At 64.9% G+C, this 24,425-nt stretch carries 22 protein-coding genes; 6 read left to right on the forward strand and 16 right to left on the reverse strand.

The features are described 5' to 3' along the window. Window positions 1–81 precede the first annotated feature (81 nt). The 5 genes from DMR_RS13295 to DMR_RS13315 all read left to right on the forward strand — a co-directional run bounded on the left by DMR_RS13295 (window position 82) and on the right by DMR_RS13315 (window position 6,611). A complete protein-coding gene (locus tag DMR_RS13295; RefSeq protein ID WP_015861427.1) occupies window positions 82–1,029 on the forward strand; it encodes a sugar-binding transcriptional regulator in 948 nt (315 codons plus the stop codon). A 12-nt stretch (window positions 1,030–1,041) separates the two neighbouring features. Then, complete coding sequence (locus DMR_RS13300) at window positions 1,042–2,691, forward strand: glycerol-3-phosphate dehydrogenase/oxidase (protein WP_015861428.1); 1,650 nt, start codon at window positions 1,042–1,044, stop codon at window positions 2,689–2,691. An 87-nt stretch (window positions 2,692–2,778) separates the two neighbouring features. Next, window positions 2,779–3,537 carry an MIP/aquaporin family protein gene (locus DMR_RS13305; protein WP_015861429.1) on the forward strand — a complete coding sequence of 253 codons (759 nt, stop codon included), beginning with the start codon at window positions 2,779–2,781 and terminating at the stop codon, window positions 3,535–3,537. Between the two features lie 13 nt (window positions 3,538–3,550). Continuing rightward, window positions 3,551–5,044 (forward strand): glycerol kinase GlpK, encoded by a 1,494-nt coding sequence (gene glpK, locus DMR_RS13310; RefSeq protein WP_015861430.1) that lies wholly within the window; start codon window positions 3,551–3,553, stop codon window positions 5,042–5,044. 145 nt (window positions 5,045–5,189) lie between these two features. Beyond that, window positions 5,190–6,611: a radical SAM/SPASM domain-containing protein gene (locus DMR_RS13315; RefSeq protein ID WP_232502790.1), complete on the forward strand. Its 1,422-nt coding sequence runs from the start codon at window positions 5,190–5,192 to the stop codon at window positions 6,609–6,611. Between the two features lie 161 nt (window positions 6,612–6,772). On the opposite strand, the gene DMR_RS13320 is transcribed toward DMR_RS13315, so the two are convergent. The 14 genes from DMR_RS13320 to DMR_RS13385 form a co-directional block, all read right to left on the reverse strand. Further along, on the reverse strand, window positions 6,773–7,930 hold the full coding sequence (locus DMR_RS13320) for an iron-containing alcohol dehydrogenase (RefSeq protein WP_043600676.1): 1,158 nt from the start codon (window positions 7,928–7,930) through the stop codon (window positions 6,773–6,775). A gap of 336 nt (window positions 7,931–8,266) precedes the next feature. Then, window positions 8,267–8,770 carry a 4Fe-4S binding protein gene (locus tag DMR_RS13325; RefSeq protein ID WP_015861433.1) on the reverse strand — a complete coding sequence of 168 codons (504 nt, stop codon included), beginning with the start codon at window positions 8,768–8,770 and terminating at the stop codon, window positions 8,267–8,269. Window position 8,771: 1 nt separating this feature from the next. Next, window positions 8,772–9,758, reverse strand: a complete 987-nt coding sequence (gene nuoH / locus DMR_RS13330) for an NADH-quinone oxidoreductase subunit NuoH (RefSeq protein ID WP_015861434.1) — start codon at window positions 9,756–9,758, stop codon at window positions 8,772–8,774. Beyond that, window positions 9,755–10,912 (reverse strand): NADH-quinone oxidoreductase subunit D, encoded by a 1,158-nt coding sequence (locus DMR_RS13335; RefSeq protein ID WP_043600679.1) that lies wholly within the window; start codon window positions 10,910–10,912, stop codon window positions 9,755–9,757. The genes nuoH and DMR_RS13335 overlap by 4 nt, the downstream gene beginning before the upstream one ends. A gap of 14 nt (window positions 10,913–10,926) precedes the next feature. Continuing rightward, window positions 10,927–11,475, reverse strand: coding sequence for an NADH-quinone oxidoreductase subunit C (locus tag DMR_RS13340; RefSeq protein WP_052278997.1), 549 nt, complete (start codon window positions 11,473–11,475; stop codon window positions 10,927–10,929). Further along, a complete protein-coding gene (locus DMR_RS13345; protein WP_015861437.1) occupies window positions 11,472–12,002 on the reverse strand; it encodes an NADH-quinone oxidoreductase subunit B in 531 nt (176 codons plus the stop codon). The genes DMR_RS13340 and DMR_RS13345 overlap by 4 nt, the downstream gene beginning before the upstream one ends. Next, window positions 11,966–12,358, reverse strand: a complete 393-nt coding sequence (locus DMR_RS13350; protein WP_015861438.1) for an NADH-quinone oxidoreductase subunit A — start codon at window positions 12,356–12,358, stop codon at window positions 11,966–11,968. Before DMR_RS13350 ends, DMR_RS13345 begins: the two co-directional genes overlap by 37 nt. Before the next feature lie 59 nt (window positions 12,359–12,417). Beyond that, a complete protein-coding gene (locus tag DMR_RS13355; RefSeq protein ID WP_015861439.1) occupies window positions 12,418–13,821 on the reverse strand; it encodes an NADH-quinone oxidoreductase subunit N in 1,404 nt (467 codons plus the stop codon). After that, a complete protein-coding gene (locus DMR_RS13360; protein ID WP_043600682.1) occupies window positions 13,818–15,392 on the reverse strand; it encodes a complex I subunit 4 family protein in 1,575 nt (524 codons plus the stop codon). The genes DMR_RS13355 and DMR_RS13360 overlap by 4 nt, the downstream gene beginning before the upstream one ends. A gap of 24 nt (window positions 15,393–15,416) precedes the next feature. Next, on the reverse strand, window positions 15,417–17,228 hold the full coding sequence (locus DMR_RS13365; protein WP_148208436.1) for a Na(+)/H(+) antiporter subunit D: 1,812 nt from the start codon (window positions 17,226–17,228) through the stop codon (window positions 15,417–15,419). Beyond that, window positions 17,215–17,481, reverse strand: a complete 267-nt coding sequence (locus DMR_RS13370; protein ID WP_015861442.1) for a hypothetical protein — start codon at window positions 17,479–17,481, stop codon at window positions 17,215–17,217. Before DMR_RS13370 ends, DMR_RS13365 begins: the two co-directional genes overlap by 14 nt. 223 nt (window positions 17,482–17,704) lie before the next feature. Beyond that, window positions 17,705–19,198, reverse strand: coding sequence for a monovalent cation/H+ antiporter subunit D family protein (locus tag DMR_RS13375; RefSeq protein ID WP_015861443.1), 1,494 nt, complete (start codon window positions 19,196–19,198; stop codon window positions 17,705–17,707). A 3-nt stretch (window positions 19,199–19,201) separates the two neighbouring features. After that, window positions 19,202–19,510 carry an NADH-quinone oxidoreductase subunit NuoK gene (nuoK, locus tag DMR_RS13380; protein WP_006917780.1) on the reverse strand — a complete coding sequence of 103 codons (309 nt, stop codon included), beginning with the start codon at window positions 19,508–19,510 and terminating at the stop codon, window positions 19,202–19,204. Further along, a complete protein-coding gene (locus DMR_RS13385; protein WP_015861444.1) occupies window positions 19,507–20,025 on the reverse strand; it encodes an NADH-quinone oxidoreductase subunit J family protein in 519 nt (172 codons plus the stop codon). Before DMR_RS13385 ends, nuoK begins: the two co-directional genes overlap by 4 nt. A 1,310-nt stretch (window positions 20,026–21,335) precedes the next feature. Between DMR_RS13385 and DMR_RS13390 the strand changes: the two genes are divergently transcribed. Next, entirely contained in the window at window positions 21,336–22,427 is a 1,092-nt protein-coding gene (locus tag DMR_RS13390; protein ID WP_015861445.1) for an NAD(P)H-dependent flavin oxidoreductase, read from the forward strand. Window positions 22,428–22,490: 63 nt separating this feature from the next. Here the strand turns inward: DMR_RS13390 and DMR_RS13395 are convergent, their stop codons facing one another. Beyond that, a complete protein-coding gene (locus DMR_RS13395) occupies window positions 22,491–23,120 on the reverse strand; it encodes a class I SAM-dependent methyltransferase (protein ID WP_015861446.1) in 630 nt (209 codons plus the stop codon). Next, complete coding sequence (locus DMR_RS13400; protein ID WP_015861447.1) at window positions 23,120–24,283, reverse strand: DUF3419 family protein; 1,164 nt, start codon at window positions 24,281–24,283, stop codon at window positions 23,120–23,122. Before DMR_RS13400 ends, DMR_RS13395 begins: the two co-directional genes overlap by 1 nt. Window positions 24,284–24,425 lie beyond the last annotated feature (142 nt).

The raw sequence follows: 24,425 nt of genomic DNA on the forward strand, positions 1-24,425 counted from the left end.
GACGCACCCGCATAACAATTGTACTCATTGGTCACCAAAAGTTCACACGCCAAACCCGGCCCAGGACCCTCGGAGCCTGCCATGACCACCCCAGACGACAGCGAACACCAGCTCATCTCCCGGGTCGCCTGGCTGTACTTCAAGGAAGAGCTCACCCAGGCCGAAATCGGCGACCGCCTCGGCATCACCCGCATCAAGGTCAACCGCCTGCTCCAGGCCGGCCGCGAAGCCGGGCTCATCCGCGTCGTCATCAACACCGCCTTCAAGGACTGCGTCGCCCTCGAAGCCGGGCTGGCCAAGGAATACGGACTGGCCCGGGCCATTGTCCTGCCCACTCCCGAACGCGGCGGACGCTACTATTACGACGCCATCGGCCGCCCGGCCGGCGAATACGCCTCGCTCCAGCTTCAGGACGGCCAGTCCATCGGCGTGGGCTGGGGCCACACCATCCGCTCGGCCATAAACGGCATGGCCGTGCGCAACTTTCGCGACATCTCCGTCACCTCCCTCTACGGCGGCGTGCCCCGAAGTCCGGTCAACCCCTTCGACTCCACGGCCATGTTCGCCCGAAAGCTCTCGGCCGCCGTGTGCAACCACCTGCCCGCCCCCATGTTCGTTTCCACCCCGGAAGTGCGCGACACCATCGCCGCCCAGCCCTTCTTCCGCACCTTTTATAAGGAAGCCCTGGCCGTGGACATGATCCTGACCGCCGTCGGCGACATGACCGCCCAGGCCACCAACATCGCCCTGGGGGCCATCAGCCTCGACCAGCGCCGCGAGCTGGCCCGGGCCGGAGCCGTGGGCGAATTTTTCGGCCGCTTCCTCGACGCCGAGGGCAACGTCCTCGACCACGAGGTCAACCATTGCAGCATGTCGCCGGATTTCGGCGGCCTGCTCAAGGTCCCGCACATCGTCCTCGTGTCCGGAGGCATGGCCAAGGTCCCGATCCTCCAAACCATCCTGCGCCGGGGCTACGTCCACGTCTGCGTCACCGACGCCCAGACGGCGCAAAGCCTTCTCGACGCGTAACAAGGCGGTATCATGAACAGACAAGACAACATCAATCAGCTGCGCGCTGGCGACCCCTTCGATCTGGTCGTCATCGGCGGCGGGGCCACCGGCTGCGGCATCGCCCTGGACGCCGCCACACGTGGCCTGAGCGTGGCCCTGCTGGAACGCGACGATTTCGCCCAGGGCACTAGCAGCAAAAGCACCAAGCTCGTCCACGGCGGCGTGCGCTACCTCGAAAAGGCCGTCAAGAAGCTCGACAGAGCCCAGTTCGATCTGGTGCGCGAAGGCCTTCGCGAGCGTGGCCGGCTGCTCAAAAACGCACCCCACCTGGCCCACTCCATCCGGCTCATGACCCCGGTCAAGACCTGGCGCGAGGCCGCCTACATCTACGCGGGACTCGTGCTCTACGACATGCTCTCCGGCTGCCTGTCGCTGGGCCGCAGCGCCGTCGTCAGCAAGAAAAAGGCCGCCAAGCTCTTCCCCCAGCTCAACCTCGACGGCTACGTGGCCGCCGTCATCTACAGCGACGGCCAGTTCAACGACGCCCGCATGGCCGTGACGCTGGCCCGCACGGCCGCCTCCTACGGCGCGGTCTGCGCCAACCATGTCGAGGTCACTGGCCTGGTCAAGCAGGGCGGCCGCATCTCGGGCGTTACCGTGCGCGATTGCCTGGACGGCCAGGAATTCACTATCGCCGCCAAGGGCGTGGTCAACGCCGCCGGCCCCTTTGCCGACGCCATCCGCCGCATGGACGACCCCGAAGTCGCCCCCATGCTCAAGACCAGCTCCGGCATCCACATCCTGCTGCCCGCCGACGTCGCCCCCCGTGACCTGTCGCTCATGATCCCCAAGACGGAAGACGGCCGCGTGCTCTTCATGATCCCCTGGCAGGGGTTCGTGCTGTTCGGCACCACCGACGAGCCCGCGCCCATCGAATTCGATCCGGCTCCCGAACGCCGCGACGTCGATTATCTGCTGCGCTACGCCAGCGCCTACCTGCGCCGGCCCGTCACCCGCGACGACGTGCTGGCCGTGTGGAGCGGCCTGCGGCCCCTGGTCTTTAATCCCAACAAGAAAAACACCCAGGAACTGGCCCGTTCCCACGTCATCGACATCAGCGCCTCGGGACTCCTCACCATGACCGGCGGCAAATGGACGAGTTACCGCAGCATGGCCGAGGAAGCCGTGGACGCCGCTTGCCAGACGTTTTGCCTCGGCCAGTCGCGCCCCTGCGCCACCCAGGAACTGCGCCTGCTCGGCTCCCGGGCCTATCTGCCCGAGGGCTGGCGCGATCTGGCCCGCCGCGAAGGCGTGGCCGACGAGCTGGCCCGCTCCCTGTGGACGCTTTACGGCGACGAAGCCGCCGCCATCGTCAAACTGGGCCGCGACGAGGATCTGTTGACCCCGCTGCATCCCGAACACCCCTACGTCGGCGCGGAAGTGGCTTTTGCCGTGCGCCACGAAATGGCCCAACACGTGGGCGACGTGCTCCTGCGCCGCCTGCCGCTTGGGCTGCTCAACATGCGCCACGCCATGCAGGCCGCTGCGGCCGTGGCCGACATCATGGCCCGCGAACTCGGCTGGGACGAGGCGCGGCGTGACAGCGAAGTGGATAACGCCTGCCGGCTGCTTGCCGCCTGGTTCGCCGGGCGGGAGGACCAGGCCGCCGCACAGGCCTAGAACGGCTAGGGAAGGTCTGGGTTCAACCGCCGCGTCCCGTCCCGCCAGGAGGGCAGCGGCCAACGACGCAAATGGAGGAGGGGTTACATGAGCAACGAGTCGTCACTGGGCAGGGAAATGCTGTCCGAATTCATGGGGACCATGGTTCTCATCCTGTTCGGCGCAGGCTGCGTGGCCATGAAAGTCTTTTTCGGGGACGCGCTGACCGTCACTTGGAACACCATTACCCTTGGCTGGAGCATGGGCGTCCTTTTTGGCGTCCTGGCCAGCTTGCGGTCCGGAGCCCACATCAACCCGGCCGTGAGCCTGGCCCTGGCCGTCACCGGCCGCTTCCCCTGGAAGAAAGTGCTGCCCTACTCCCTGGCCCAGACCGCCGGCGGCTTTGCCGGAGCAGCCCTGGTTTTCACCGATTTCCACGCCAAATGGCTCATGTTTGACCCGCAGCTGGTCAAGACCGCCGGCATCTTCTGCACCTTCCCGGCCGTGCCGGGCTTCATGCCGGGCTTCATCGACCAGATCATCGGCACCGCCATCCTGCTCTTCGGCGTCCTGGCCATCGGCGACTTCGCCGCCAAGAACAAAAACGGCTGGCTCGGCCCCATCGCCGTGGCCATGCTCGTCATGGGCATCGGCATGAGCTTTGGCGCCATGAACGGATACGCCATCAACCCCGCCCGCGACTTCGGCCCCCGCTTCTTCGCCCTGGTGGCCGGCTTCACCCAGCCCAACCTCATGGACGTGAGCATCGTGCTGGTGCCCATCGTCGGCCCGCTCATCGGCGGCCCGCTCGGCGCGCTGATCTACGACAAGACCACCGGTTCGCTCAACAAGGATCTCGAAGCCTAGGAGGCGTACACCCATGGCCAATTACATTCTCTCCCTCGACCAGGGCACCACCAGCTCCCGCGCTATCCTGTTCACCCGCGAAGGCGACATCAAACAGATCGCCCAGAAAGAGTTCACCCAGATCTACCCCCAGCCGGGCTGGGTCGAGCACAACGCCAACGAGATCTTCGACACCCAGTCCTACGTCATGCGCGAATGCCTGCAGTTCGCCGGCGTGGACGCCTCGGACGTGGCCGCCATCGGCATCACCAACCAGCGTGAAACCACGGTCGTCTGGGACAAGAAAACCGGCGCACCCATCCACAACGCCATCGTCTGGCAGGACCGCCGCACCGCCGGCTTCTGCGACGAACTCAAGGCCAAGGGCCTGGCCGACGTCATCCGCCAGAAAACGGGCCTCGTCATCGACGCCTACTTCTCCGGCACCAAGGTCCGCTGGATTCTCGACAACGTGCCCGGCGCCCGGGAAAAGGCCGACAAGGGCGAACTGCTCTTCGGCACCATCGACTCCTGGCTCATCTGGAACCTGACCAAGGGCGCGGTCCACGTCACCGACGAGTCCAACGCCAGCCGCACCCTGCTTTTTAACATCAACACCGGAGCCTGGGACGACGAGCTGCTGGCCATCATCGGCGTGCCAGCCGCCATGCTGCCCCGGGTGTCCAAGTCCTCGGAAGTGGTGGGCGAAATCCACCCCGAATTCCTGGGCAAAGCCCTGCCCATCGCCGGCAACGCCGGCGACCAGCAGGCCGCCACCTACGGCAACGCCTGCCTCAAGGAAGGCATGGCCAAGAACACCTACGGCACCGGCTGCTTCATGCTCATGAACACCGGCAAGGCCCCCCGCCCCAGCAACAACAACCTGCTGACCACCATGGCCTGGGCCACCCCGTCCGGCCGCTACTTCGCCCTGGAAGGCAGCGTCTTTATCGCCGGCGCCGTGGTCCAGTGGCTGCGCGACGGCCTGGGCATCATCCAAAGCGCCCCGGAAGTCGAACAGCTGGCCCTGTCCGTGCCCGACAACGGTGGCGTCTTCCTCGTGCCGGCCTTCGCCGGCCTGGGCGCGCCCCACTGGGACCAGTACGCCCGCGGGGCCATGGTCGGCATCACCCGAGGCGCCACCAAGGCCCACATCGCCCGGGCCGCCCTGGAGTCCATTGCCCTGCAGACCCTTGACATCATGGACTGCATGCAAAAAGACGCCGGCATCAAGCTCGACACCCTGCGCGCCGATGGCGGGGCCACCCGCAACAACCTGCTCATGCAGTTCCAGGCCGACGTGCTGGGCGTGCCCGTCGAGCGCCCCATGGTGACCGAAACCACGGCCCTGGGCGCGGCCTACCTGGCCGGCCTGGCCGTCGGGTTCTGGAAGAGCGAAGAAGAGATCGCCGCCATGTGGCAGCTCGACCGCCGCTTTGAACCCAACATGGCCCAGTCCGACCGCGACAAGCTCCTCCACGACTGGCAGCGCGCCGTGGCCCGCAGCAAGGCCTGGATCGAAGCCTAGTCCCGGACGTTCCAGCACCCGACGCCAAGGGGCGCGACCACGCGGTCGCGCCCCTTTTTTTGGGCTTGCGAAACGGCGCTGATTCTGCTCCCATCCGTCTCGACATGATCTCCACTTCTTGCCCCGCCACAGCCTGAGGCAACCTATGATGACCCGTCACGACGCTCGCGAAGATTTGTCCCGGCTCGACCATCCCTCGCGGCTTTTCGTCGAGGTGACCTCGCGCTGCAACCTGCGCTGCGCCATGTGCGTCAAGCATTCCGGCCACGGCGTCCAGGCCGAGGGCGACATGTCGCCGGAAACGTTTCGCGCCCTGGAACCGGCGTTCCCCCACCTCGACGCCCTGGTCCTCAACGGCATCGGCGAACCGCTGCTCCACCCCCGCCTGGAGGCCTTCATCCAGACCGCCAAACAGGCCATGCCGTCCACCGGCTGGGTCGGGTTTCAGACCAACGGCCATCTCCTGACCCGGGCCCGGGCCACGTCGCTTTTCGCCGCCGGCTTGGACAGGATCTTTCTTTCCGTGGACGCCGCTTCCCAGGAACTTTTCCAAGCCGTCCGGGCCGGCGGGAGCCTGGGCCACGTGGAACGCGCCCTGGCCGCCTTGGCTGAAGCCCGAAAGGACCATCCGGGGCACAAACTGGAAGTCGGCGCGGAGTTCGTGGTCATGCGGGACAATCTGGCCGAACTGCCGGGCCTTGTCTCCTGGCTGGCCGCCCGGGGCGCAACCACCCTGGTCGTGTCCCACTTGCTGCCGTTTAGCGCCGCCCTGGTCACCCAGCCGGTCTTTGGCGTCAATACGCGTCGGGCCAAGGCGTACTACCAGGAGTGCCAGGACAGGGCGAAAGCCCAAGGGCTTGCCCTGGACCAGTACTTCCGGATCGTCTGGAAGTACCACAAGACCCCGCAAGAACAGGCCCTCGCCGATTTCGTCCAGCAAATGCTCTTTGACGCCGTGAAACAGGATATCCCCTTCCAGGTGACCAACATCATCACGGGCGAGGATCTTGCCCTGGTGGAGGACGTCTTCCGGCGAGCGGAAACCGTCGCCGAAAGCCACGGCCTCAGGCTTGTCCTGCCGCCGGTCCAGCCGGTCAGCGGCCATGCCTGCCTGGGCGTCAAGAAAGGCGGAATGTTCGTGGCCTGGGACGGCAAGGTTTCGCCCTGCCATTTCCTGTGGCGCAGCTTTTCGTGTTATTTCTATGGCCGGGAGAAGCAGGTCGCCCACAAGGTGTTCGGTGATATGACCAGGCAGTCCCTTGCCGCCGTCTGGAACAGCCCGGCCTATCGGGCCTTTCGCGAGGACGTGATGCGCCGGCGCTACCCCCATTGCCCGAGCTGCAACGTCTATCCCTGCGAGGACATCAACAGCCTCGATTTTGAAAACGATTGCTACGGCGAGACCGTCCCTTGCGGCGACTGCCTCTGGAGCATGGGGCTTTTGCAGTGCATGGGACAGGAAGACCTTGCCGGCGAATTCCAAGAAGACGCCTCGGGCGCAAGCGAAGTCCCGCCCTGGGGCCTGTTCCGGCTCGGGGGACAACGCCGCACCCAGATCCCCTCCTGACAGCAAGCGGCAGGCCCATCGTTTGACCTGCCGCCCATCATCCCCGCCGTCGAGCCCTCGTCAGCCCAAGAGCCCAAAGCACACGCGCTTGGACGCGTCACGGACGATTTCCGCTCGAAACGACCGGAGCCGTAGACGGCTGACGGCCATTCCCCGGGGGGTCAGCCCAGGGCGCGCTCCACGATGGCCGTCAGCTCGGCCGTGGTCAGATTAATGGGATTACCCTGCATGCTGCTGGCCCGTGCCGCCTTTTCCACCACCAAGGGAATGTCGGCCTGGGTCAAGCCCAGAGCGGTCAACGTCGGCGCGCCCAGGCGGCGGCACAACGCTTCCAGCCAGACCGCCCCGTCCTCGGGCGAAGCATCCGCCCGGCCGGTCAGCATGGCCGCCGCCGCGGCATAGGCGGCCAGCCGCCCCGAACCCGGCTCCCGCTGCCGCAGCGCGGCGATGTTGACCGCCGCCACCGCCGGCAACAAGCTGGCGCAGACCTGCCCATGAGGCGCGGCGAAAAGCCCGCCTATGGGCGCGGCAAACCCATGCACCGCCCCGAGCTTGGCGTTGGCCAGGGCCAGGCCGCCGTACAGGCTGGCCAGGGCCATGCCCTCCCGGGCGGCCATGTCCGCCCCGTCGTCGTAGGCGGCGGCCAGATAGCGCGCGGCCAGACGCAAACCGTCGCGGCACAGGGCGTCGGTCATGGGGTTGGCCTTGATGGAAACAAAGGACTCCAGCAGTTGGGTCAGTGCATCCAGGCCCGTGGCGGCGGTCACGGCCGGCGGCATGGAGACCGTCAGCTCGGGATCGACCAACGCCACGGTGGGCAGCATCATGACCGAGCGCAGGCTCACCTTCACCCGCTCGGCCGGGGCGGTCAGCACGGCGTTGGCCGTGGCCTCGGCCCCGGTGCCGGCCGTGGTCGGCACGGCCACATGGGGCAAGGGCCGCTCGACAAGGGGCCGCCCGGCCCCCACCACTTCCAGATAATCATACGGATCGCCGGGATTGGTCGCCAGGGCCGCCACGGCCTTACCGGCGTCGATGGCTCCGCCGCCGCCGACGCTGACGACCACGTCGCAACCGGCCTCCCGGCACAAGGCGACGCCGGCCTTGGCCACGTCCACCGACGGTTCGCCGGCTACGGAAAAGAGCGTCACCCCAAGGCCGGCGGCCGCAAACGCCTGGATCAGCCCGGCATGGCGGCCGGGACTGGCCCCCACGACCAGCAAAACGTGTTTGCCCAAGGGTGCGACAAGGGACGGCAGGCGCGCGGCCTGGCCGGGACCGAAAACAATCTTGGCCGGTGCGGCGAATTCGAAGTTCATGGCTCCACTATGGCTCCAGCCCTTCCCCCAGGCAACCCCCTGCCCGCAAAAAAAGAACCCCCCGTCCGGGTTGAGCGGGGGGTTCCAAGGGAGCCCGGGAGGGTAACCGGGCAAAACTTCGGCGCGGCTCGCGGCAGGGTGCTCCCCGCGCCGAAGACGGCAGCATGATGCGAAGCAGAAGCAGAAGAGGAAGATGCCTCCGGCGGCCGGGGGGAATCATTCCCCCCGGACCCCCTGAATTGTTATAGAGGGTGCGGCGTTACCGCTGCGGCCAGCAGAAGGGAACGTTCGGTTGCCTGTCCGAATATTCGCCTCTGGCCCAGCGTGGCTTAGCTGCTATTCCTCCTCGGCCTGGCGCTTGAGGCGGGCCATGAGGTCGATGCGAAACTCCTTGCGATCCAGGGCCACCATGTACGGATTGTCGGAAAACCGCAGCGAATCCACCGGGCAGGTCTTGGCGCATTGGCCGCACAGGCTGCACAGGGAAAAATCCACGATCACCGCGCCGGGCGTCTTGCTGCCCTTTTGCGGAGCCGGCCCCATGGCCATCGGCGCGTCTTCCTGGCCCTCCTTGGCCGGAACCGGACACAGTATGGTCAGGCAATCCGACGGACAGGCCTTGACGCAGGCCCCGCAAGCCACGCAGCGCGGCACGGACGGGTCGTCTTCCTTGCCCACGAGTTCGACATGGCCCCGGAAGGTCGACAGGTTGTCCACCTCTTGCTTGGGATAGATCACCGTCACCTGGGGCTGGCAGAAGGCCTTGCCCGTGATGCCAAGGCCCACAAACAGGCTCTTGAGGCCGGTACAGGCTTCCTCGAACAGTTCACTCACCGACATGTCAGCCTCCGATGCCCTTGATGATGACCACCAGCGCCAGATCGATGATCGCCAGCGGCGTGAGCCACTTCCAGCTCAGATTGAGCAGCTGGTCGAAACGCACGCGGGGATAGGTCCAGCGCATCCAGATCATGAGCAGCAAAATGGCGTAGACCTTGACCAGAAACCACAGGATGCCGGACAAAAACGGCCCCTGCCAGCCGCCGAGAAAGAGCGCGGCGGCAACGCCGGAAACCACGATCATGTTGGCGTATTCCGCCAGGAAGAACAGGCCAAAGCCCATGCCGGAATATTCCGTGTGGAAACCGGCCGTCAGCTCGGATTCGGCCTCGGGCAAATCGAAGGGCGCGCGGTTGGTCTCGGCCACGGCGCAGACCAGGAAGATGAAAAAGGCCAACGGGTTCTGCACGCCGTACCACTGCCAGGGCCAGCCGCCCTGCTTGCCCGTGATCTCGTAGAGATCCAGCGACCCGGCGGTGATGGCGACAGACATGACGGCCAGAAGCAGCGGCACTTCGTAGGCCACGGACTGGGCCACGGCCCGGGCCGCGCCAAGCAGGCCCCATTTGTTGTTGGAGCCCCAGCCGGCCAGGATCAGCGACAGCACGCCCAGGCCCGAGAAGGCCAGGATCAGCACCAGGCCGATGTTCAGGCGCATGGGCGCGAGGTCGGGGTCAAAGGGCAGCGGCAGAAAGCACACCGTCACCGGGGCGAAGGCCAGAAGCGGCGCGGCCCAGTAGAGGTACTTGTCCGCGCCGGCCGGCATAGCCAGCTGCTTGCCCACCAGTTTGACCGCGTCCACGATGGGCTGGAGCAGGCCGTAGGGGCCAACATGCAGGGGGCCGGGCCGCAACTGCACATGGCCGGCCACCTTGCGCTCCACCCAGACGAGGACGAGGCCGTTTAAGCCCACGAAGGCGAACACGCACAACAACCCGACGACGAGACGCGTCAGGGGATGGTCGAAGCTTAAAAGGTCGGGGCTCATCGGTCGATCTCCGGGATGACGAGGTCCAGACTGCCCAGGATGGACACGGCGTCGGCCAGAAGGGTTCCCCTGGCCAGCTCGCAGAAGACGCTCAGGTTGGAGAAGCCCGGGGCGCGCAGCTTCACGCGATACGGCTTGGGGCCGCCGTCGGAGCGCACGTGGACGAGGATTTTGCCGCGCGCGCCTTCCACGGCGTAGCAGGCCTCGCCCTTGGGGGGCTTCAGGGTCTTGGGGGCCTTGGCCGAACAGGGACCGTCCGGCAGCTCGGAAACGGCTTGGTCGATGATGTCGCAACTGGTTTCCAGCTCGTCCATGCGCACCATGTACCGGGCCATGGCATCGCCCTGGCTGTAGGCCGGGATGCGGAAGTCGAACTTGCCGTAGACGCTGTAGGGTTCGGCCCGGCGGGTGTCCACGGGCGCGCCCGAGCCCCGGATGACCGGTCCCGTGGCCCCGTAGCGGCGGGCCAGATCCACATCCATCTCGCCGATGCCTTCGCAGCGTCCGCGCAGGATCACGTTGTCCGTGACCAGATCGCGGTACATGGGCAGCCGCGAGCGCAGATGCTTGGTGAAGGCCAGGCAGCGCGGGGCGAAGTCGCCCGGCACGTCGTTGTAGACGCCGCCGAAGGTAAAGTAGGAATAGGTCAGGCGCGAGCCGGTGACGGCCTGCAGGATGTCCAGAAGGATTTCCCGGTCATCGAAGGCGTACATGATGGGGGTAAACGCCCCGAGGTCAAGCAGATAAGCCCCCCACCAGAGCAGGTGGGAGCTGATGCGGTTGAGTTCGGTGACGGCCACGCGGATATGTTCGCCGCGCTCGGGCACCTCGATGCCGGCCAGGCGTTCCACGGCCCCGGCGTAGGCCCAGTTCCAGGCCATGGCGTGGAGGTAGTCCACCCGACCCATGTTGGGCATGAACTGGAAGTAGGTCTTTTGTTCAGCCATCCACTCGTGCATCCGGTGAATGTAGCCAAGCACGGGTTCGGCCCGCACGATGTACTCGCCGTCGAGTTCGAGCAGGATGCGCAGCACGCCGTGGGTGGACGGGTGCTGGGGTCCCATGCTCAAAATAAGCTTGTCTTCGGTGGGACCCGGCTCGAAGCGCACCGACGAGGGGTCGCGCGGCAATTGGGCGGTGTCAAAAGCTTGCATGAATCCTCCGCGCCTTAGGCGTCTTCGGTCTTGGCCGGTTTGACGGCCTTGACGGCGGCGGGTTTGGGCTTTTCCGCCTCGGGTTCGGCCAGGCCGCAGTCCACGAGGTAGCCAAGGGGCATCAGGTCGGCCAGGGACTTGCGGGCCTTGTCGGCCTTGACCAGCGGATGTCCCTCGAAGTCCTCGGGCAACAGCAGATAGTGCAGGTTGGGGTGGCCCTCGAAGCGAATGCCGTAGAAATCGAAGCATTCGCGCTCGTGCCAGTCCGCGCCCGGATACACCGCGCTGATGGTCGGCAGGCTTGGGGCGTCGTGGGGGATCATGGCCCGCACCACGAGGCGGTTGGCCCCGTCCAGCAGGCTCAAGTGGTAGGTGATCTCAAAGCCGTCCTGGAGATCGGAAGCCATGACGTCTTCGAGCAGATAGCCTTCGGCGTCGAGGACTTCCATGGCTTCCACCACCTTGGCGGCCTCCACGGTGACGGACAAGGTCATGCCGGTTTTGGCATGGTCCATGGGCGCGGAACACACCGGCCCCATCTTGGCGACAAAGGCCGGGATCATGACTGGCCTCCCTGGGGAACCTGCCACCAACGCCGTCCGGTCATCTTCTCCTGGATGGCGAAAAGGCCTTCCAGCAGCGCCTCGGGACGGGGCGGGCAGCCGGGCACGTACACGTCCACCGGGATGAGCGTATCCACGCCCTGGATGACGTTGTACTGGTTTTCGATGTTAAACGGGCCGCCCGAGATGGCGCAGTTGCCCAGGGCCATGACGTAGCGCGGGGCCGGCATCTGCTCGTAGAGCCGCACCACGGCCGGGGCCATCTTCTTGTTGACCGTGCCGGCCACGATCATAAGGTCGGACTGGCGCGGCGAGGGACGGAAGACTTCCGCGCCGTAGCGGGCGATATCGAAGCGGGCCATGCCCACGGCCATCATTTCAATGGCGCAGCAGGCCAGGCCAAAGGTCATGGGCCAGATGGACATGGCCCGGCACACGTCCACCAGCTTCTGGACCGCCGGCTGGGCGATCAGGGCCGGGTCGACCGTATTTACGGCCGGGGCGAGACTTGGATTTTGCGGGGCCATGTGAACACTCCCTTGCGCATGAAGTAGACGACGGCGGCGGCCAGCACCGCCAGAAACACCAACAGTTTAAACGTCGTGGCCAGTCCCTGGGGCGAGGCGTAGGCCGCCGCCACCGGGAAGAGGTAGAGGATGTCCACCTCGAAGGCCAAGAAGATCAGGGCGTAGAAGTAGTAATTGATGCCGAACTTGATCCAAGAGTTGCCGTGGGTGGGCACGCCGCACTCGTAGGATTCGCCCATGGCCCCGCCATGCGCCTTTGGGGCGATGAGCAGCGAGCCGACCAACGGGCCTGCGGCAAATAGGACGCCGCCCAGGAAAAAGAGCAGTATCGCCGCTTGCAGCCAAGTGAAAACCATGCGTCCTCTCCTCCTTTCGAAGTTGCGGTAACCGTGTCTCTAGGCGTTGGGACGCACGGTTACGGATGCAGCTGGCCGGCCGCCTGGGCGGCCAGATCGTACAGGGGCGCGGGCAGGATGCCGAGCAGCAGCACCAGCACGGCCAAGGCCCCGCCAAAGATCAGGTAGCCGCGCGGCCAGACGATGGCCGGCGCGTCGGATTCACCGGTGTAGGCATGGCGCACCATGCTCAGGTAGTAGTAGATGGAGATGGCCGTATTGAGCACGGCCACGATGACCAGCCAGTGGTAGCCCTGGTCCCAGGCGGCCGAGAGCAAAAACAGCTTGCCGGCGAAACCGGCGGTGGGCGGCAGCCCCACCAGGGAGAAGGCGGCCACGGCCAGGATCATGGCCAGGGCCGGGGCGCGCTTGTACAGGCCGTCGAGGTCGTCGAGACTGGGGTTCTCGTCGTTTTTGGCGATGGCGCACACGACGTAGAAGGCGGCCAGGTTCATGAGGATGTAGGCCAGGCTGTAGAAGGCGGCGGCCGACATGCCGGCGGCCGAGCCGGCGGCAAGGCCGAGCATCACGTAGCCGGCGTGGGCCACCGAGGAGAAACCGAGCAAGCGCTTCAGGTCGCGCTGGACCAGGGCGGCCAGGTTGCCGGCGGTCATGGACACCGCGCCGAGGATGGCCAGGATGGTGGTGACCTCAAGATGGGGGGCCACGAAGGCGGCCAGCCGCACCAGCACCACCACGGCCCCGAGCTTGGGGATGGTGGCCACGTAGGCGGCGGTTTCGTTTTTCGCGCCCTGGTAGACGTCCGGGCACCAGAAGTGGAACGGGAACAGCGCCAGCTTGTAGAAGAAACCGGCCAGGAACAGGGTCAAACCGATGACGGCCATGGGCGCGTCAGCAAAGCTCCAGGACGTGGCGGCCAGTCCCGACAGGTAGGTCGTGTGCTTGGCCGCGATGATGTAGGACAGGCCGAAAAGCGCCAGGGCGGTCACGGCCGCGCCGAAGAGGATGTACTTGATGCCGGCCTCGGCCGCCCGACGATCCTGGCCGCGAAGCGGGATCAGGGCGTAGAGGCTGTAGGAGGACAACTCCAGGGCCAGATACAAGGTGATGAGTTCCACGCACGAGGCGAGCAGCATCAACCCCCAGGCCGACAGGGCCAGGAGCATGAAGTAGTCCGGGGTCAGGTCCTTGCCTTCCTTGTTGCCGGCGGCGATGCCCGTCACCACGGCGAACCCGAAGGCGATGAGCAGTTTAAAGAACTGCGACAGGCCGTCGAGCTTGTAGGCGGCGTAGAGGAACTCGCCGCGTTCGCCCAGGGCGAAAAGCGCGGCCAGGACGCCAAGGCCGGCAGCCATGGGCAGCCAGGAGGCCACCGACTGCTTCTTGTCGCTGATGCTGGCGACAAAAAGGGCGCACACCAGACCCAACAGCCACAGTTCGGGCAGAAGCGAGAAGATGCTCATGGATGCTCCTTGGAGACGGCGTCGACGGCCTCGGCCACGGCCAGGGGCGCGGCCAGGTTAAACCGCTCGGCCATGGACATGTCCTTGTGCAGTCCCATGGCCGTGTTCTTGGCCTCCATGGCGGACAGCACCCGCGTGATGGAGGGCTCGATGGTTTTGATGCAAAGGGCCGGGGCCAGGCCGATGTAGAAGACCAGGATGCCAAGGGGAGCAAGCGTCACCCACTCGCGCAGTCCCAGGTCGCCCCAGGACGGCTTGTAGGCGGCCGGTTCGCCCCAGGTCACCCGCTGGAGCAGGCGCAGCATGTAGGCGGCGGCCAGCATGGCTCCGGGCACGGCGGCAAAGCCCACCCAGGGGTTGCCCTGGAAGGCCCCGATCAGGACCAGCACCTCGCCGATGAAGCTGTTGGTGCCGGGGAAGGCCAGGGAAGACAGGGAGAAGACGCCAAACAGGAACATGAAGGCCGGCATGAACTTGCCCAGCCCCTGGTTGTCGGCGATTTCGCGGCTGTGGCTGCGCTCGTAGAGCAGGCCGATCATCATGAAGAGGCCACCAGTGGTGATGCCGTGGTTGAGCATCTGCAGGATCGCGCCGGACACGCCTTTGACGCTAAACAGGAAGATGCCAAGCGTCACAAAGCCCATGTGCCCCACCGAGGAGTAGGCGATGAGCTTTTTGATGTCCGTCTGGCCAAGGGCTATGCAGCCGCCGTAGATGATGCCGGCGATGGACACGGCGATCAAAAGCGGCGCGAAGGTCTCGGCCGCGGCCGGGGTGAGCGGCAGGCAGAAGCGCAGGAAGCCGTAGGTGCCCATCTTTAAGAGGATGGCGGCCAGGAGCACGCTGCCGGCGGCCGGGGCCTCGACGTGGGCGGCGGGCAGCCAAGTATGGAACGGAAACATGGGCACCTTGATGGCAAAGGCCAGGGCCATGGCCAGGAAGGCCCAGAACTGGAACTTGAAGGCGTAGCTCTTTTCCATCAGCTCCGGGATGGAGAAGGTGCCGCCCACCTGCCTAAAGGCCACGATGGCGGCCAGGAGCAAGGTGGAGCCGGCCAGGGTGTAGAGGAAGAACTTGATGGAGGCGTAGCGCCGACGGGGGCCGCCCCAGACGGCGATGAGCAGGTACATGGGGACCAGCATGGCCTCCCAGAAGACGTAGAACAGGACAAAGTCCAGGGCCGCGAACACCCCGATGCACGAGGCGGTCATGAGCAGCAGGCAGACATGGAACTCGGTGACGCGCTTGGCGATGTAGGTCCAGGACCCGAGCACGCACAAGGGCAGCATGAGCGCCGTCAAAAGGATCATGTAGAGGCTCAGGCCGTCCACGCCCAGGTGGTAGGTCATGCCCAGGGCCGGCAGCCAGTCGGCTTTTTCCACGAACTGGAAGGCCGGGCCGTCAGGGACATAGCCGAGAAGCGGCAAGGAAAGCAGGCATTCGAGGATGCCGACGGCCAGGGTCGTCATCCGCACCGTCCAGTCGCGGCGCATAAACAGCAGCGCCACGGCGGCGACAAGCGGCACGACAATCAGCGCCGTCACTACCGGGAATCCGTTTTGGGTCATCATGAGTATCGCTCCCTTCCCTGCCCGTTACCGCAGCCACACGACCACGAACACGACCAGGCCGATGGCCACGGCGGCGGCCAGATAATCCTGCAACCGTCCGGTCTGGCTGCGGGCGACCGTCGCCCCGCCGACCTCGCGCACGCCCTTGGCCGAACCGTCCAGGACGCCGTCTATGACCTTGACGTCGAACACGCTGGTGAGAAAGCCGGCCTCGATAAGGGCCTTGAGCCCGATCTTCTCGTAGACGTCGGTCCAGATGTTGTCGATGGCGGCGGCCGGCACGCTGACGAGCTTCACAAACCACCGGCCAATAAGGCGGTAGAGGATGTCAAAGTCGAGGTTGCGGCTGGCATGGGGCGGAATGATGGCCCGCATGAGGTAGAACCCAAGGCCGGTGAAGCCCAGGATCAGGCAGGCCTGGAGCACGTGCCAGGCGGTGTAGGGCTGGTAGTCGGTGGGGTACGGCAAGATCCCGTAGAGCAGATCCGGAAACAGGCCCGTGCCCAGGCACAACAGCGACGAGACGGCCATGCCCAGGTACATGTTCCAGGGGATGGGCTTTAATTCCACGGTGCTCTTGGGCTTGGCCCAGAAGGCGAAGTACGGCAGCTTGATGCCCACGGAAAGGAACGTGCCCACGGCGGCCAGCTCCATGCCCAGCGCCAGCCAGGTGCGATGGGCCTCGGCCGCGCCGGTGATGGTCATGGTCTTGGAGACGAAGCCGTTGAAAAGCGGCATGCCCGAGATGGAGACCGCGCCGACCATGTAGCAGATCATGACGAGCGGAAGCCGGGAGGCCAGGCCGCCAAGCTCGGTGAGCTTGGCCGTGCCGGCCGAGTACAGCAGGCAGCCCGCGCCCATGAAGAGCAAGCCCTTATAGAGGATGTGGGCATAGGCGTGGGCGCAGGCCCCGTCGATGGTCATGGCCGTGCCGATGCCGATACCGCACACCATGTACCCGACCTGGGAGACGATGTGGTAGGACAGGATGCGCCGGGCGTTGTTCTCGATGGTGGCGTAGAAGACGCCGTAGAGGCACATGACCACGCCGGCCACGGCCAGGATGTCGAAGCCGGCGTAGGCCCGGGCCAGGACGTAGACGGCGGTCTTGGTGGTAAAGGCGCTCATGAAGACCGCGCCGGTGACCGTGGCTTCGGGGTAGGCGTCGGGCAGCCAGGCGTGCAGCGGCACGCAGGCGGCGTTGACCAGGAAACCGATGAGGATGATGTAGTCGTAGTAGCGCGCGGCCTCGGGGGCGACGGCGGTGAAGGCGAAGGTGCCCAGTTCCGAGTAACGCAGGAGCAGGCCGGCCAGGAGGAACAGGCCGCCGAAGATGTGGAACAGGAAGTAGCGGAAGCCGGCGGCCGTGGCGGCTTGGGTGCCGCGCAGCCAGATGAGGAAGACCGAGCCGATGCTCATGACTTCCCAGAAGATGAACAGCGTAATGTAGTCGCCGGCGAACACGCAGCCAAACCCGCCGGCGATGTAGAGGCAGGCGGCCATGTGCTGGCCCCGGTCAGCCACGTGCAGGGCGTAGATGAAGCCGATAAGCGACTGGATGGCGAAGACGTTGGCGAAAACCAGGGCCAACGTGTCCACCCGGCCCAGGGACAGGGTCTGGCCGAGGTAGTGCAGGGTGGCCAGTTCGCGCGCGCCGTCGCCGCCAAAGGTCAGGGCCATGACCGAGAAGATGGCCAGCACCGGCGGAGCCAGGAGCAGCCAGCGCCAGGTCATGTAGCGTTCGTTGGACAGAAAGGCCATGACCAGGGCCAGGGCCAGAAACCCGATGGAAGGATGGAGGAAATGGATCCCCGCGAGCTGATCAAGGCCGGCCATTGTCATCCTCCGGACGCGCCAACACGGGGTAGACGATCTTTTTGAGCACATAGACCATGGCTATGGCCGCTCCCAGGGAAAACACGGCCCAGAAGCCGGGCAACCCTTCGCCGACAAAGTGCGGATGATGGGGCGTTATAAAGAGATTTAAGGCCACCAGCGCCCCGAGCACTGTAAACAAGGCCTTTTTCCAGGCGTCCGCCCTGGCCCTGGCCGCTTCGAGCCAGCTCCCCAGCAGTTGCGGTTCCCGCATGACGTCCTCCCTTGCTTCCGAAACGGCGCGTTCTGCGCGCCGGCAGCTTTCATTTCACGCGACCTTGGGCCTTGCGCCCGAGGTCTCCAACCGCCCGGCTTCTCCCGGTCGGCCGGTCATGGCCACGACTCCCCTGCCCTCACGCCGCGCGCGCCCATGGCGGGCAGCCTGCGTCGGCGCGCCTAACCGGCGAAATACGGGCGTATTTCGCGGCGGGGCTTGCCTAGAACCCTCCGAACACGTCGGTAAACGAGCCGAAGGTTCCCGGGAAAAGCCCGAGCAGCACGGAGATCAGCGCTGTCAGGCAAAGGGGCACCACCATGACCATGGGGGCCTCCTTGAAGTGGGAATGATCCACGCCCTCGGCCGGGGGCCGGAAAAAGGCCCGGTAGACCACCGGCACGAAGTAACCGGCGTTTAAGAGCGTGGAGGCGAGCAGGGCCAGCAGCAGGATGTATTGATGGATGCTGACGGCCCCGTTGGCCAGATACCATTTGGTGACGAAGCCGGAGACCGGCGGTACGCCGATCATGGACAGGGCGGCCACGGCAAAGGCCCCGAAAGTAAACGGCATCTTGCGGCCGATGCCGTCCATGAGCGGGATCTGTTTGAGGTGTGTGGCCACGTAGATCGCGCCGGCGGCAAAAAAGAGCGTGATCTTGGCAAAGGCGTGGTGGGCGATGTGGAGCAGCCCGCCCTTGACGGCCAGGGGACTGAGCATGGCCACGCCGATGATGATGTAGGACAGCTGACTGACGGTGGAATAGGCCAGCCGGGCTTTGAGGTCGTCTTTAGTCAGCGCGATGATGGAGGCCACCACGATGGTGAAGGCGGCCAGGTAGGCGGTGATGAGTCCCAGGCCCAGGCTGGACAGCAGATCCACGCCGAAGCAGGACAGCATGATGCGCGACACCGAGAACACGCCGGCCTTGACCACGGCCACGGCGTGCAGCAGGGCCGAGACCGGGGTGGGCGCGACCATGGCCGAGGGCAGCCAGTTGTGGATGGGCATGAGCGCCGCCTTGCCCAGGCCGTAGAGGAACAGGAAGTAGGTGATGGTCACGAGCTTGGGATCGGCCCCCGGCGGGAACATGCCGCGCGAGATGTCGCCGAGGTTGAAGTCCAGCGTGCCGCACAGGACGTAGGTGAGGATCATGGCCGGCAGCAGGAACAGCTTGGAGGTGCCCATCAAGTACACCAAGTACTTGCGCGCGCCCTTGTACCCCTCTTCGTCCTGATGGTGGGCAACCAGGGGATAGGTGAAGACGGTGATGACCTCGTAGAAGAGGTAGAGCGTGACCACGGTGCCGGAAAAGGCCACGCCGACCGCGCCGAAGATGGCCACGGCGAAGCAGAAGTAGTAGCGCGTCTGGGCGTGCTCATTAAGCGATCGCATGTAGCCGATGTTGTAGCTGGTGGCGAAAAACCACAGAAACGTGGCCACGATGGCGAAGATGAGCGAGAGGCCGTCCACGGCGAAGGTGATGGAGACGCCGGGGAAGAAGGTGACGAGGTGGTAGGTCCAGATGACGCCGTCCAGGACGCCCGGAACCATGGACAGGACCGAGAAAAAAGCCAGGGCGGCGGCGGCAAAGGAGACGCCTTCCCGGAGGTTGATGTTTTTACGCAGTCGCCACAGGGCGAGTGGAGCCAGGAACGTGATGACCAGGGGCACAAGCACCCGGGCGCTCTCAACGGTATGCACGCTGGCGGCCATGGACTACCCCTTGAGTTCGCTGGGGGCGTCCGCCGAGGCGTCCCCGAACCGTTTGGAAACAACCAAGACAATGGCCAGGACCAGCGTCGCCTCGGCGGCGGCCAGCCCCATGACCAGAAGCGCTCCGAGCTGTCCGAGCACGGCGTCGGCCGAGGTCAGCTGGGCGGCGGCCACGATGGACAGGCCCGCGCCGTTTAACATCAGCTCCACGCCGATGAGCATGCCGACCAGCGTGCGCCGGGCGACCAGGGCGTAGAGGCCAAGGCCGAGCAGGAGCAGGGCCACGGTCTGGTAGAAGACAAGCGGATTCATTTGGCGGCTCCTCGCTTTTCAAAGGCCAGCAGCACCGCGCCGGCCATGGCGGCCAGGAGCACCACCGAAATGAGCTCGAAGGCCATGGTGTAGGGACCGAGCAGTCCGGCGCCGAGTTCGGCCGGGCTGACGTTTTTGGGGGTGGGGAATCCGGCCACGCCGTAGACGGCCAGGCAGGGCACGAGGATGCCGGCCGGGAGCAGCGCCCCGAACACCCCGCGCAGGCTGCCGCGAAGCCCCGGCCCCTGGCCCTCGCCGCCGTCGGCCGAAGCCCGGGTGAGCATGATGGCGAAGAAGATGAGCACGGTGACGGCCCCGACGTAAATCAGGATCTGCATGAGGGCGACGAAGTCGGCCAGGAGCAGCAGATAGAGTCCGGCAACGCCGAAAAGGGAAACGACCAAGCCAAGCATGGCCCGAACGAGGCTTGCCGCGGACACGGCGAGGACGCCGCCGGCAAGGGCGATCAGGCTATAGAAGGCAAAGGCGGTCTGTCCAAGGTACATTTCATTCATAAGCGCCCCGCTGTTCTCCTCGTAAGGCTTATTGACTTCTTCAAACTGACCATACCGAGCACCCCCCAGTCAACGTTGCGAATTCTAACTTATGTTACGGCAAAATATTCACATACAAAATAGAATTTAAAAAATCAAACACGGCTTTAAACACGATCATATGATGCTATGTTATTTTTACAGACAAATTTGTTTTGTTTAATTTGTATAAAATATGAATACTATCCGATTTTAATAAAATTCATTCAGTAAAATATTCGTTCAAACGCTACAAAAAACATCGTGGCATGTGATTATTTTTCACACTGCATTGCTATATATAAATTTCACAAGCTAATTACAACAATTTCGGAATAGACTATCAGCCAAAGCGTGAATTTAATAACAAGTAAACCTTAAAACTGCTGTCTGGCTTTGTATCACACGCTATTTCAAGAACAGCTAACCGTGCATGACGTGCGAAGCTTTCAAAGAACGGTAACACGCGAGGCGGGTTGCTTATATCGTTGAACTTCGGGCGTCGTCAAGAGACAATAATTTGTCATAATCGTAGCAGATACTTCCGGCGCACGCCAGTACGAGCCCGGGAAAAAGTTCCCTACTCACGGCTTTTTAGCCAAAGGCACAGAATTAAAGATTTGAATTAATTTAGATAATTAAAAATTGACGCAATCGCCCCCAGAGAGAGGCCCGGGGCGGATTCAGGAATTGCTTCACGTTGCGATGCAACAGGGCGACGCCAAAAAGTTTGCCTTATGATAATTCCTTCACAATCAAACGTAGCGACACGGTCGAAAATACCCGACGCCTTGCCCGCCTCCAGAACTTTCCCTGGCTGCTCCAGAAATCCCCCCCACCACGGCCGCACCCCGAAAACCGCGTCATGACACCGCCCCATCCCCACCTGAAGAAGGCCTCCACGGCTATAATCGACGGCTCCACCAAAAAAACGTCTGACGACAAGCGCGAAAGGCCCCAACACCTCATTGCCAGAAGGCCTGTCCTAACGGTATAGGGGCGCTTCGGCGGAATCCCGGCCCGGCCGTGCGCCCGGCCCAACCACCGGGACCATTGCCCCGGTCCGGGACAAGGCCCCGGCGCTTCGGCGCACCCGCCAGGCGCGTGGCGTTATTGCTGTTGCCCTTCCCCTGGGCGGGAAGTCGGCGGCAGTGCGTCCGTCGGCGTGGATTGAAATAAAAAAGCGTCTTGCTGCGGCAGGGTATAACGCCCGGGACGAGACGCCATGGACCAAGCCCCTTCCCAAGGAAGGACAGGCACTATCGCCTCCACCCGCAACCTTCGGAGCCCCTTTGTCGTTTCCTTCCTTAACCATCGGTGACCTTACCATCCCCAGGGCCATCATCCAGGGCGGGATGGGCGTAGGCATCTCCCTTTCCGGTTTGGCTTCGGCCGTGGCCGCGGCCGGGGGCTTCGGCGTCATCTCGGCGGCCGGCATCGGCATGAACGAGCCGGATTTCGGCTCCAACTACATCGAAGCCAACAACCGGGTGCTGGCCAGGGAAATCCGGGCCGCCAAGGAAGCCGCCCCAGGCGGCGCCATCGGCGTCAACATCATGATGGCCATGGCCAACTTCGCGGAGCTGGTCAAAACCGCCATCTGCGAAAACGTGGACGCCATCTTTTCCGGGGCCGGCCTGCCGCTGGACCTGCCGGGACACCTGCCCGAAGGCGCGCGCACCAAGCTCGTGCCCATCGTGTCCTCGGCCCGGGCCGCCGTGATCTTATGCAAAAAATGGCTGTCGCGCTTCGGCCGCACCCCCGACGCCTTCGTGGTCGAGGGCCCCATGGCCGGCGGACATCTGGGATTTAAGGCCGAGCAGATCGACGATCCAGACTTTGTGCTGGAAAAGCTCGTCAGCGAAGTGGTGGCCGGGGTCGCCCCCTACACCGCCCCCAACGGCGCGCCCATTCCGGTCATCGCCGCCGGCGGCGTCTACACCGGCGCCGACATCCGCCGCTTCATCGAGCTTGGCGCGGCCGGCGTCCAGATGGGCACCCGGTTTGTCGCCACAAACGAATGCGACGCCGACGACCGCTTCAAGCAAAGCTACGTCGAAGCCACGGAAAAAGACGTGGTCATCATTAAGAGCCCCGTGGGAATGCCCGGCCGGGCCATCCACAACGAGTTCCTCGACCTTGCCGCCGAGGGCTCCAAGACGCCAGCCCGCTGCCCTTACCGCTGCATCCATACCTGCGACTACACCAAGGCCCCCTACTGCATCACCCTGGCCCTGGCCAACGCCAAGAAAGGCCGGCTGCGCCACGGCTTTGCCTTTGCCGGCCAGAACGCTTGGCGGGTGGACCGCATCATGTCGGTGGCGGATCTCTTCAAGGAATTGGTCGAAGGCTACGAAGCGGCCGAGGCCGCCTCGCCGGCCTAAGCCCCCTTCCTCCCTGGCAACGCCAAAAGGCGCGGCGGACCGGACACCCGGCCGCCGCGCCTTTTACTTGCGCCCCAGAAACAGAAAATATCGCCACAAGCCGCCGTAAGCCGGCCGCGCCTCATGACGGCAGGGCTGGAAACGGGACTGCAGTTCGGGGACGAGATGGCCGTCAAGCCGCACGTGGTTGACCCCCATCCAGGCCCGGAACCAGCCGGCCGGCGTATTGTGGAAATCGACCACGGCAAGAATCCCACCCGGAGCCAAATGCTCCCGGGCCGCTTCCAGGGCCGTGTCCCAGCCGGGATTGAACATGGTCAGGGCATAGGAAAAGATGATGAGTTCCAGGGAACCCGGCGCGAACGTGTCGGGGCCGTAGGCCGCGCAACGCAAGGTCGCCGCACAGGCCGTGCGGGATACGGTCCGTCCAGCGCGCTCCAGCATGGGCCGGCACAGGTCCACGCCGGTGAGCGACGCCCCGGGCAGCGCCCGGGACAAGGCCAGGAGATTGCGTCCGGTGCCGCAGCCGACCTCGGCCGCCCGAACCGGCCGCTCCAAGCCGTCCCGGGCCACGGCTTCGGCGGCCAGACGCACCAGCCGGTCGCGGCCGAACAGAAAACTCCAGCGCGTGGCGTCGTAGATGCGGGCGTGGAACCGGTAGTAGCCGGGCAGGGGCGAAGCCTCAGCCGCCATCAGGCCACCACCGCCAAATGCTGGCTGCCATAGGTGCCGACCCGGTCGGCGGCGTGCAGCGCCTCGGTCACTTCCGGGAAAAAGGTCAACCGCCGACGGGCCGCCTCGGGCAGAAACGAGACGTCCAATCCGGCCGAACGCATGAGCACCCTGGCCCCGGGCGCGGCAACGGCGAATATGCGCTCCCACTCCTCGGCCAGGGCGGCCGGATCGTGGTTGGCCAGCCAGTCCTGATGGTCCAGCAGCACGAAATGGCTGTAGGGGCCAGGATGACCGGCCAAAAAGCCGCTGAGCGAGTCCGTATGGGTCGTCAGCCGGCCAAGGCGCTCTCGGATCGTCTCGAAATGCTGTTCCTTCAAATACTCCGGGCAACACTCCGGGGCGTAGCGACCGGTGAGATAGACCCGCCAGAAATAGTTCTCGGCCATGGCGGTTTCGGTGAACACCCGGCGCACCTTCTCGCGCACGAAGCCCTCCAACCCGCCCGGATGGGAATCGCGGATGAGCGCGATCTGGGGGCGCGGCACGCCAAGAAGGGCCATGAGCGCCGGCCGGGCCACCAGCCAGCGGCTCAGCCGATCCCAGAATATCGGCTCCACCGCCGTAAACGCCCGGCGCTGCTCCTCGGCGTCGCGGGCGGCCAGCAGACGCGGCAGCTCGCGCCGCAGCCCGGGCTTGAGCAGCCCCAAAAGCCGCGTGAACAAAAAGGCCGCCGCCCCGGACGCGCCGTGGTGGTAAAAGGAACGCGACAACCGGCCGCCCTTGAAATACGCGATGTTCTTGTCCCAATAGGCCGCCGTGTAGGCCGGGAGATGCCCCCGCAGCCGGGCGTAGGTCGCGGCGCAGGACGGCCCGCCGCCCTGGCCGAAAAAGGTGAAGAGTTCCTTGAAGGATGCCCGGCAGAAAAGCGCCCGCTTGAGTTCCAGCAAGGCGTTCTGGCGGAAGTTGAGGTCCACGCAGGCGACCTCGGTCGGATCGTCCAGCAAATAGTCCAACGCATTGTCGCCGGCAGAAGTGATGACCACCACCCGCGAATCGGACCCAAGCGCCAACAGACGCCGATCCAGACGCGGGTCTTCCCAGCAGGTGTTGTAGACAAGGCGGTTGCCATGGACAAAACGGAAAAAAGCGTCGCCCAGACGCCGTGACACAGTAAGGTTCATGTCCGCCGTCTACCGCCGCCGCCGCGCCCCGACAAACGACGTTTACGTGACGCATTGTCGCGTTATTGCCATGTGACAATGAAGAATAAAGAGGCCTCCGGCGGCCGGGGGCCTGAGGTCCCCGGACCCCCCATCTGGAAGA

The sequence above is a fragment of the Solidesulfovibrio magneticus RS-1 genome (assembly GCF_000010665.1).
GTDB classification, from domain to species: Bacteria; Desulfobacterota; Desulfovibrionia; order Desulfovibrionales; family Desulfovibrionaceae; genus Solidesulfovibrio; species Solidesulfovibrio magneticus.

Excerpts from the sequence above, each read along its gene's own strand:
- DMR_RS13375 (WP_015861443.1), bottom strand. The coding sequence starts at position 19,198 with ATGGCCGCCAGCGTGCATACCGTTGAGAGCGCCCGGGTGCTTGTGCCC.
- DMR_RS13345 (WP_015861437.1), bottom strand. The coding sequence starts at position 12,002 with ATGGCCCCGCAAAATCCAAGTCTCGCCCCGGCCGTAAATACGGTCGAC.
- DMR_RS13395 (WP_015861446.1), bottom strand. The coding sequence starts at position 23,120 with ATGGCGGCTGAGGCTTCGCCCCTGCCCGGCTACTACCGGTTCCACGCC.
- DMR_RS13400 (WP_015861447.1), bottom strand. The coding sequence starts at position 24,283 with ATGAACCTTACTGTGTCACGGCGTCTGGGCGACGCTTTTTTCCGTTTT.
- DMR_RS13365 (WP_148208436.1), bottom strand. The coding sequence starts at position 17,228 with ATGGCCGGCCTTGATCAGCTCGCGGGGATCCATTTCCTCCATCCTTCC.
- DMR_RS13300 (WP_015861428.1), top strand. The coding sequence starts at position 1,042 with ATGAACAGACAAGACAACATCAATCAGCTGCGCGCTGGCGACCCCTTC.
- DMR_RS13315 (WP_232502790.1), top strand. The coding sequence starts at position 5,190 with ATGATGACCCGTCACGACGCTCGCGAAGATTTGTCCCGGCTCGACCAT.
- DMR_RS13355 (WP_015861439.1), bottom strand. The coding sequence starts at position 13,821 with ATGAGCATCTTCTCGCTTCTGCCCGAACTGTGGCTGTTGGGTCTGGTG.
- DMR_RS13350 (WP_015861438.1), bottom strand. The coding sequence starts at position 12,358 with ATGGTTTTCACTTGGCTGCAAGCGGCGATACTGCTCTTTTTCCTGGGC.
- DMR_RS13370 (WP_015861442.1), bottom strand. The coding sequence starts at position 17,481 with ATGCGGGAACCGCAACTGCTGGGGAGCTGGCTCGAAGCGGCCAGGGCC.
- DMR_RS13325 (WP_015861433.1), bottom strand. The coding sequence starts at position 8,770 with ATGTCGGTGAGTGAACTGTTCGAGGAAGCCTGTACCGGCCTCAAGAGC.
- DMR_RS13385 (WP_015861444.1), bottom strand. The coding sequence starts at position 20,025 with ATGAATGAAATGTACCTTGGACAGACCGCCTTTGCCTTCTATAGCCTG.
- DMR_RS13305 (WP_015861429.1), top strand. The coding sequence starts at position 2,779 with ATGAGCAACGAGTCGTCACTGGGCAGGGAAATGCTGTCCGAATTCATG.
- DMR_RS13295 (WP_015861427.1), top strand. The coding sequence starts at position 82 with ATGACCACCCCAGACGACAGCGAACACCAGCTCATCTCCCGGGTCGCC.
- nuoK (WP_006917780.1), bottom strand. The coding sequence starts at position 19,510 with ATGAATCCGCTTGTCTTCTACCAGACCGTGGCCCTGCTCCTGCTCGGC.
- nuoH (WP_015861434.1), bottom strand. The coding sequence starts at position 9,758 with ATGAGCCCCGACCTTTTAAGCTTCGACCATCCCCTGACGCGTCTCGTC.
- DMR_RS13340 (WP_052278997.1), bottom strand. The coding sequence starts at position 11,475 with ATGATCCCGGCCTTTGTCGCCAAGATGGGGCCGGTGTGTTCCGCGCCC.
- DMR_RS13320 (WP_043600676.1), bottom strand. The coding sequence starts at position 7,930 with ATGAACTTCGAATTCGCCGCACCGGCCAAGATTGTTTTCGGTCCCGGC.
- DMR_RS13360 (WP_043600682.1), bottom strand. The coding sequence starts at position 15,392 with ATGATGACCCAAAACGGATTCCCGGTAGTGACGGCGCTGATTGTCGTG.
- glpK (WP_015861430.1), top strand. The coding sequence starts at position 3,551 with ATGGCCAATTACATTCTCTCCCTCGACCAGGGCACCACCAGCTCCCGC.
- DMR_RS13335 (WP_043600679.1), bottom strand. The coding sequence starts at position 10,912 with ATGCAAGCTTTTGACACCGCCCAATTGCCGCGCGACCCCTCGTCGGTG.